The sequence below is a fragment of the Pontibacter harenae genome (assembly GCF_020907245.1).
GTDB lineage: Bacteria > Bacteroidota > Bacteroidia > Cytophagales > Hymenobacteraceae > Pontibacter > Pontibacter harenae.
On record NZ_JAJJWH010000081.1, the window covers coordinates 1 to 7,449 of the forward strand.

Sequence of the window (7,449 nt, forward strand, 5' to 3'; positions counted from 1 at the left end):
CAGCTCAACTACAACCTCTTTCACGATCCACTGGCATAGAATAGATCAACCCAATTTTCGTGAAGGATCCATGACCCGTTCTGAAAAGTATTGCTCCCACCGCCCGTGCCCTTAGAACTGGAGCACGGTTAGGCTGTGCAGCGGCATGCCACTCTTGGCAGCTAATTTACTGTTGCTCTGGGATGTCGTCTCTTGCGCTTTTCCCGAAATTCGAGGGTTAAATGAGACGAATAAAGCCAATTCTTTAAGGTGTTCACGTAGCAGATGGCGAAGCGTTAGCAAGCCTTACTGCTACCTCTTGTTATGCAAGAAGATTCTTAGGACCGTAGTTTGTATCTCTTCCGAAAAATAATTGTTAGCACTGGTAACAACAACAAAGTGATATACAGAAGGCCAGAAGTTCTGGAAAAGTTGTTCGATAACATGAAGCCTATCAAGACTCCTATAAAAACTAGTCCGAACGCCATACTTAACAGCTCCCAAACATTGAGGCGGATTTCCATGTGTGTATAGTTTAAATTTGTAATTGTTAAATTGGATTTAGAGGTTGCTTTTGCTCAATATTTACATCTTGCATAACTTATGAATTGCAAGAGTTATCCAGTTTATCCGACCAATGGTAATCAGATAAACTGAACTGGATTAACTAATATACTATATACTAAACTCATAGTCTATAAAATTTCGCTCTGATTTCCAGTCCCAAAAAACGGCCGTTTTCCCGCTACAGGTTTTGAAGGTCAATCCAGGTGTTGCTCCTGCTTGCCCATGCTGACTGTTTTCCCGAAATTCGAGGGTTAAATGAGACGAATTGGGTGACGATTTAACGTACTGGCTTTGCGGTGGCGTAGCTACCGTAAAGCTGTGGTTGTAACTTGTTATTCTTTGTTTTGCACGTATTCTTCAATTTCAAAAGAGTCAAATCCTGCTTGTGTAAGTTTGGTTGTCAAGGCAGCACACACTTCTTTGCTTGCAACTATACCAAACTCCTTCTGATAATCGTGATTTGTAACCAGAATGTAGTCAGATTCATGAAGGAGCTTTATGGTTTCGCTGTTGAAGCCAGCCAAAGTATCATCAAAATCAGCGAATCGGTTTGGAAACTGCTCTTCCATCCATTTTATAAACTCGCTTCCTTTTATTTCTTCTCTACTGTAGATATAGAAATAGTGCCCATATTGGTAGGGATAGAAAAAGCCAGCTTTAGGATAAATGAGCAACTCTTGCTCTACCTTCTTGCTAAGACCAAACCAAGTGCTTTTCTCTTTTTCAAATAATTCAAACTTTACTCCCTGTTCTCTTAATTCATCAAGAGACATCAAATACTGGAAGTCTGGCAAGATAAACTGATAAATGCTGTAACCGTCAAGCTTTAGAAGTTCATATACCAATGTTTCTTCAATCTCTGAATCAAAGTCAATGCGAGTTTTGACTTCTTCTCCGAAAGGATGAAACATGGCGATGTAATGCTTCATTTTCAATTGATTAAAATATGTTACAACGGCTTGAGCTAAGGCACGTTTTAATGTGCTGTAGTTTGGGTTGGCATGTTGTCTTTTTCCTTATAAGCTTAACTTATTTGTAACTACTCTTAATTCAACCTAGTGTCTAGAGTCACCTCTATGCTGGCATCATCCCTTACTCTTTCTGAATAATGGTATCCTACAAACCTCACCTCCCGGTTTAGCAGGTCTCCGTTCACGGCGAAATGCTTCAAAACCATTGATTCTGTCTTTTTTCCAGAGATAAAAGTCATAACAACATCAGCATTAGACGGCAGATCAAATTTGCCGGCAAAGGTGCTTTCTGTCAACGGCTTCTTATGGAAGGCAAGCAGGTTCTTCTTCTCATCGAAAATGATAATGATCAGGGAAGGCAAGTCATCCCAGCTGCCGTTGTCGCCCAGGGTTTTGCTGTTCAGCTCAACCAAAAAATCGAGGCTGTCGGCTTTGCCAAAGAAGGACGGGTCGCGCTCCTTTGAAAAATCAGCGACTAGGTTGTAAACGTGACCTGTTTGGGGGAATTTAGGTGTTGAGCTCCTAACCCAGAATATCGCGTCATACGCCTTTGCGTAGTTTTTAACCGGGTAATAGAAGGAAGCTTTTGCATTATGTGCTATTCGGCTGTTTCCACCGAAGCTCGTGGAGTGCTTTTCATTAAAGAACTCCCTCAGCGGAGCGGTATTTAGGAGCAGTAAGCCGCTGTTCTGGCTTACGCTCTTTCCTATGATGTTGCCGAGCTTGTCCCTTGCCTGCGCGACCTTGATAGTGGCCATGCCACCGGCCCACTCCTCACCTCCCTCCACCTCTGTGGCAATCGTCATGTACCTTTTGCCGAAGTGCTCGCTCAGCAGCCAACCAAGCCTGGGCAGGTTTGCCGTCTTGCTGAGCCCTTCCTCTTTCTCTATATGTGCATTATGGGCAAAAGTTAGTATTTTGGCATCTGGCTTTTGCTGGATAACCCATAGGAGGTTGTCAAACATCACCGAATCTCTGCTGTTGTTTAGGTTTGCATCACCAGCGTAGTGAAACCTGATTGCGCTGCCCAGGGTGTTTATGCTCTGCACGTACCATCTGTCCTGCAGGCTAAGACCTTGCCTGCTGTTGACATGGTCCCGAACACTTTGCTGTAGCTGAGCTACGTGGGATAACACAGAGTCAAGGGGATTTATCTTCGAATACTTGTCTACCATGTTCGCAGCAAGGCCCGTCATAGCCTGAAGCACTTGCGTAGTGGCTGGAGGCAGTTCTATACCGTTTCTGTGGCAGTATTCCAAGGCATTGGATGCAGCCTCATTAGGATAGGCCACATCCCCGCCCATCAGAAACACCTTGTCTTCAGCGGCTTTACCCTTGTTGTACTCCCTTAGCCATAAGGCAAGATCATCATAATCGGCGTCATACAAGAAAGGTCTATACTCAAAGGTGGGGTCGAGCACAAACCTGTTCAGTTTCCAGGAGTCAGCGAACTGCCGCTCGGCAAGTACGATCACGTTAATGCGCCCCTGACTTACCAGTTCCTTTGCCAAAAGGGAGAAAGCCTGGCGAAACTCCTTTGTGCCATGGTTCGCCTCTCCAAAGCCTATCACGGTTCTGCCCTGAAACACATCGGCAACAGGCTTTTTGCTGAGGGCGCCCCTGAAGGAGCTGTCGGAGGCTATATCCACAGCGACAAAACTGCCTTGTATGTGGGGGGCAATCTTACGGAGCTCATACTGCCCTTGCAAGGCATAGGCAGAGAAGATTAGCAAAACAAGCAAAGCGCCTAGTATAGGATACCTTACGGACTTTAATCGAAGAGTCTTTGAAAGCATTCGTTATGACTTATTGTGAAGCTGTTTTATTGTTTATGAATTTCGAATGAGATGCATAAAGTCCTTTTTGGACAGGTCCTAAGACCTCATATCCATCCTCAACTGATACTACTGCGACTGTTTAGTTTAAATTGATTTTGTATTAGATGTATGCCAACTACTGTATATGCGTAAACCCACGCTTATCTGCACTATGTACGAAACAGCACATGGCTGACTTTCCTGCATTTTAAGTGCATTTGCGCATGTGGAAATGATCAGATCCATATTTCAATATAGCCATTATCTGGGAACTTCACCACCCCTGGCATCCTCTCAGGGTCAATTGATCTACAAAGCAGCACTGCACCGTTACTCTGGGATGTCGTCTCTTGCGCTTTTCCCGAAATTCGAGGGTTAAATGAGATAAACGTGGATGTATAACAGTTTGTAAGATCTGGGTTTTCCTTCAGAATACCCCCCTCGACTTTAGTACGCCTTCTTTCTTTACTTGGAAAAGATCTTTGACATCTGTTCCTTTTCGCGCGGTTGCATTATTTCTTTTCAGCTCAAAGTAAGGTTCTTCATATGTCATGTTAAACTCCATTGCGTTAGTAGCTTCTTTCTTCCTGCCGTTCACAAGCTCAATCCTTACGGGCTTCTGGAATTCTACCTGATCGAAGGCAACCTCCTTCCTGTGCACTTCTGGTTCAAACCTGTACGGGTCCCCGGGGCTTGCCCAACTTCCATTTTTAGTTCTGTAAACATCAAAGTACTGGTACTTTTCATGGTACAGCTTCCCATTGTGCTCCGAGACAAACAAAAGCACATTTTCATAGTTTGCAAATGGAGGATGCCCATAATGGTCATATACCTCGAACTCAATTGTATCGCCTTGATAGTCCCCGTAAACATTTTTCAGAACCCTGTACTTTGCCTTATAGGCATTGTCCATGGATATGGTTGTGCTGAATACACCTGGGCCTATTTCCTCTTTTTTACTGGCGTCAAAAGAATCCAAGCTTATCTTGTGGCCTATAAAGACATACAGCTTATTTTTATCTTGTCCCCGTGCGACCGATAGCAGGAGTAACAGGATGAACATTAAGTTTATTCTTTTCATAAAGGTATAGTTAACGTTACTCGTGCTGTAATGTGGGTGAGGCGTAGCCGCAGCCTATAATATGAACTGTGTTGGCAATCGTGATTATACTTTATAGCTAAAAGCAGGCTCAGAAGCCAGTTGAGTTGTAATGGTATAATGTTATACCCCCTTCTCTCTTACTTCCTCCAACACATAGGAAATCTTCGCCCCATCGTAAAAGCGGTAATTCATTTCAACGAAGCCATACTTAGGGTGATAATAGAAGTCTAGATAGCTATTGCCTAACTTGCTGTGCTTACCGACAGAGCGAATAAGCCAACAATTCTCAAGGGTAAGGCTTCCATACGTTCTTGTTTCCTGCCGTACTGCCAGATAGTGATTGTCTACCTTCCCTTTGAACGCACCCCATCCCATCATAATCAGCAAGGCATTATTCCACTCTCCCCCTGCTTTCAGCGAATCCAGCATAACCTTCGGGAATGGTGCTATTTCGGTATAGTTGTACTGGTTACTCCTAATTGGATGCATCCAGACTTGGTGCTCGTCCTCTATAGCGCCAGTAGTTTCAGCATCTATCCAAACGTAGCTCTTCGGCTTCTTCTTTTTCTTAGACTGCGGGTTTACATAGGATAGAAAAGTAAGCGAATCTTCGGGCGTGTTATTGTAATGGATTTCAAAGGCAGTTTGGGTTTTATCATACTTCCATGGCTGCCCGTTAGGTTGGAGTGTTATCTGCTCTCTGGATAAAGTATCGCCAGAGGGACTTACGAAGGAAGCCTGATAGGAGTAAGTGCGATTGGGATTTAAGATGACCAAACTGTCTGCTGCCGGTGTTTGCAGGATACTCAGCAAGCTCAATAGGTAAACAATCACTAGTTGCATAGCTTAGGGTGAAGGAGTGTGAAACAAAGCTTGATATTATATGCTTGTTTGATTTTCAAGATAATCAGTCTATCCTTTCATGCTTTACATTTTTACCAACGTGCTTGGCTATGAAGTGGCGCAGCTACTTCATAGGTGGTGTGCGCGCTTCGGGCATTATTTAAGTAACTTTGCTATCAACTTAGCATTCTTATTTTCTAAAGACTCAAACATCTCTCGCTCTAATTCAGCAAAATCAGCTTTCCCTTTACTGAATTTAATTTTTCCTTTTTCAAGATAGTGAATATAGTCACAAAGGTTTGTCAAAGTCTCCATAATATGTGATGTGATAATGACTGTCTTTCCTTTACCCCTTAGCTGGAGCAATATAGACCGGATAACTCGACATGTTTCCATATCCAAGCCGTTGAATGGCTCATCCAGTATCATGATAGGCTTGCCTTGCTTTAGCACTCCCAGCAGCGCCAGTTTCTTTTTCATGCCCGTTGAATACCCGTCAATAATCTGATCGAGCGGAAGGCGGAACAGTTCATTCCATTCATCTGTGTTGAACAGCTCGTTTTGAAATAGACTGAGGTATTCCCTTCCTGTTATGTTTGAATAGAAGAAGTTCTCTGTTACAAGATAGGACATGTGTTTCTTTGTGAGCCTGGTGCCATTACTGCTGATTTCCCCAGAATAGATTCTGGCAATGCCGTATATCGCATTTAGAAGGGTGGTTTTCCCTGCTCCGTTCAGGCCAACAATACCATTGATGGTGCCTTCAGCTAAAGTCAGGTTTAGCGAGTCTATGGTATTACCCTCTTTGCCATAGGATATGACCAGGTTCTTAATCGTAATCATTCAGATAGAAGTGAAGGTTCTGCCGTGACTTATAGTAAAACCGTATTGACAACAGCCAAACGACAGGCAAAAATACGGGGATAATCACCCCCAGCGCACCAAGAGTGCCCAGTACCTGCACTGCTGAAGACTTGCTGTTCGGTTCATAAAAGGCGTATTTAGTTAGAATCAAATATGTATGGAGCGATATGAAGATAAAATATTCCGCAGTTGGTACATACCACCTGTCGTGATGGAAAATCATGAATACGGCTATCAGTGGAACGCTTAAGACTGAAAAGAAGAGAACTTGCCACTTGACTTTTCTTATTAAAAGCTTGCTGGCACTCCTCTCAAAAACGGTAATCATTTGATACGGCTCACTTTTCTCGTAAAAAGCTAGAGGCAGGACTCCCAAAATGGAAATGACTATTGGTACGCTCGCGACAAAGAAAGAGGTACTTAGCCCTAACACCCAAAGTATAGTTATCAGAAACAGGTACTTCCTTACACCAGCCTTCCACTCAAAGCACTCTCCTGGTATTAAATGCTGAATCTTCGTATTCAGGCTTCGCTGGTTCGGCTTGATTTCGAAATTTACTATGGCGCCTAACAGTAGTAACAATACAAGGGTTAAGAGCCATTGAAAGTGACATAGCAGGAATGCTACAAGTGGAACAGACAGAAGTAGGTATTCAGCCATGCAAACCAACCTGTACTGACGGAAGTTGGTTCGCAAGAAAAGTTTGTCCTGCCGCTGTAAGTGTATAAGGGTGACAATCACTAAAACAGCTCCTACAGCATAGCTCATGCTTACGCCACTGGTAGCCTGCATTAAGAGGATGAAAATGAAGAAGCTTAACAACGTACTCAAAAGTAGCATTCTCACCAGCCCAATTTCTGCTGCACTCCTATAGAACTGCGTAAATCTTATTTTGATGAGTCCTATTATTATCATTCAGTTATATTTTGCATGAATGCTAACTACTGTATATGCGTAAACCTACGCTTATCTGCACTATGTACGAACCAGCTCATGGCCGAATTCCCTGCATTTTGAAGTGCGTTTGCGCATGTGGAAATGATCAGGTCCATAATTCAATATAGCAAATATCTAGGAACTTCACCACCCCTGGCAGCCTCTCAGGCCCACCTGATCCATAAAGCGGCACTGCACCGTTGCCCTGGGATGCCGTCTCTTGCGCTTTATCCCGAAATTCGAGGGTTAAATGAGACAAATACGAAAGGGAGTAACGGTACTCGTGCATAATGTGGGTGAGGCGTAGCCGAAGCCTAAATTATGAACTTTGTGTGCGCCCAGTATGGCGCGAGTACTATTTCCTAAGAA

General features: G+C 43.5%; 6 protein-coding genes. All 6 read right to left on the reverse strand.

Features of this window, described 5'->3' with window-relative positions; translation table 11 throughout:
- Window positions 1-878: 878 nt before the first annotated feature.
- The gene (locus tag LN893_RS19970) at window positions 879-1,475 is read right to left on the reverse strand and encodes a polysaccharide deacetylase family protein (protein WP_229973147.1); all 597 of its coding nucleotides are present in this window, start codon (window positions 1,473-1,475) and stop codon (window positions 879-881) included.
- Window positions 1,476-1,591: 116 nt separating this feature from the next.
- Window positions 1,592-3,313 (reverse strand): erythromycin esterase family protein, encoded by a 1,722-nt coding sequence (locus LN893_RS19975; protein WP_229973148.1) that lies wholly within the window; start codon window positions 3,311-3,313, stop codon window positions 1,592-1,594.
- 448 nt (window positions 3,314-3,761) lie between these two features.
- Window positions 3,762-4,415: a hypothetical protein gene (locus LN893_RS19980; protein WP_229973149.1), complete on the reverse strand. Its 654-nt coding sequence runs from the start codon at window positions 4,413-4,415 to the stop codon at window positions 3,762-3,764.
- Window positions 4,416-4,556: 141 nt separating this feature from the next.
- Window positions 4,557-5,279, reverse strand: a complete 723-nt coding sequence (locus LN893_RS19985; RefSeq protein ID WP_229973150.1) for a hypothetical protein — start codon at window positions 5,277-5,279, stop codon at window positions 4,557-4,559.
- 156 nt (window positions 5,280-5,435) lie between these two features.
- Window positions 5,436-6,122 carry an ABC transporter ATP-binding protein gene (locus LN893_RS19990; RefSeq protein ID WP_229973152.1) on the reverse strand — a complete coding sequence of 229 codons (687 nt, stop codon included), beginning with the start codon at window positions 6,120-6,122 and terminating at the stop codon, window positions 5,436-5,438.
- Window positions 6,109-7,059 carry a hypothetical protein gene (locus tag LN893_RS19995; RefSeq protein WP_229973154.1) on the reverse strand — a complete coding sequence of 317 codons (951 nt, stop codon included), beginning with the start codon at window positions 7,057-7,059 and terminating at the stop codon, window positions 6,109-6,111. Before LN893_RS19995 ends, LN893_RS19990 begins: the two co-directional genes overlap by 14 nt.
- Window positions 7,060-7,449 lie beyond the last annotated feature (390 nt).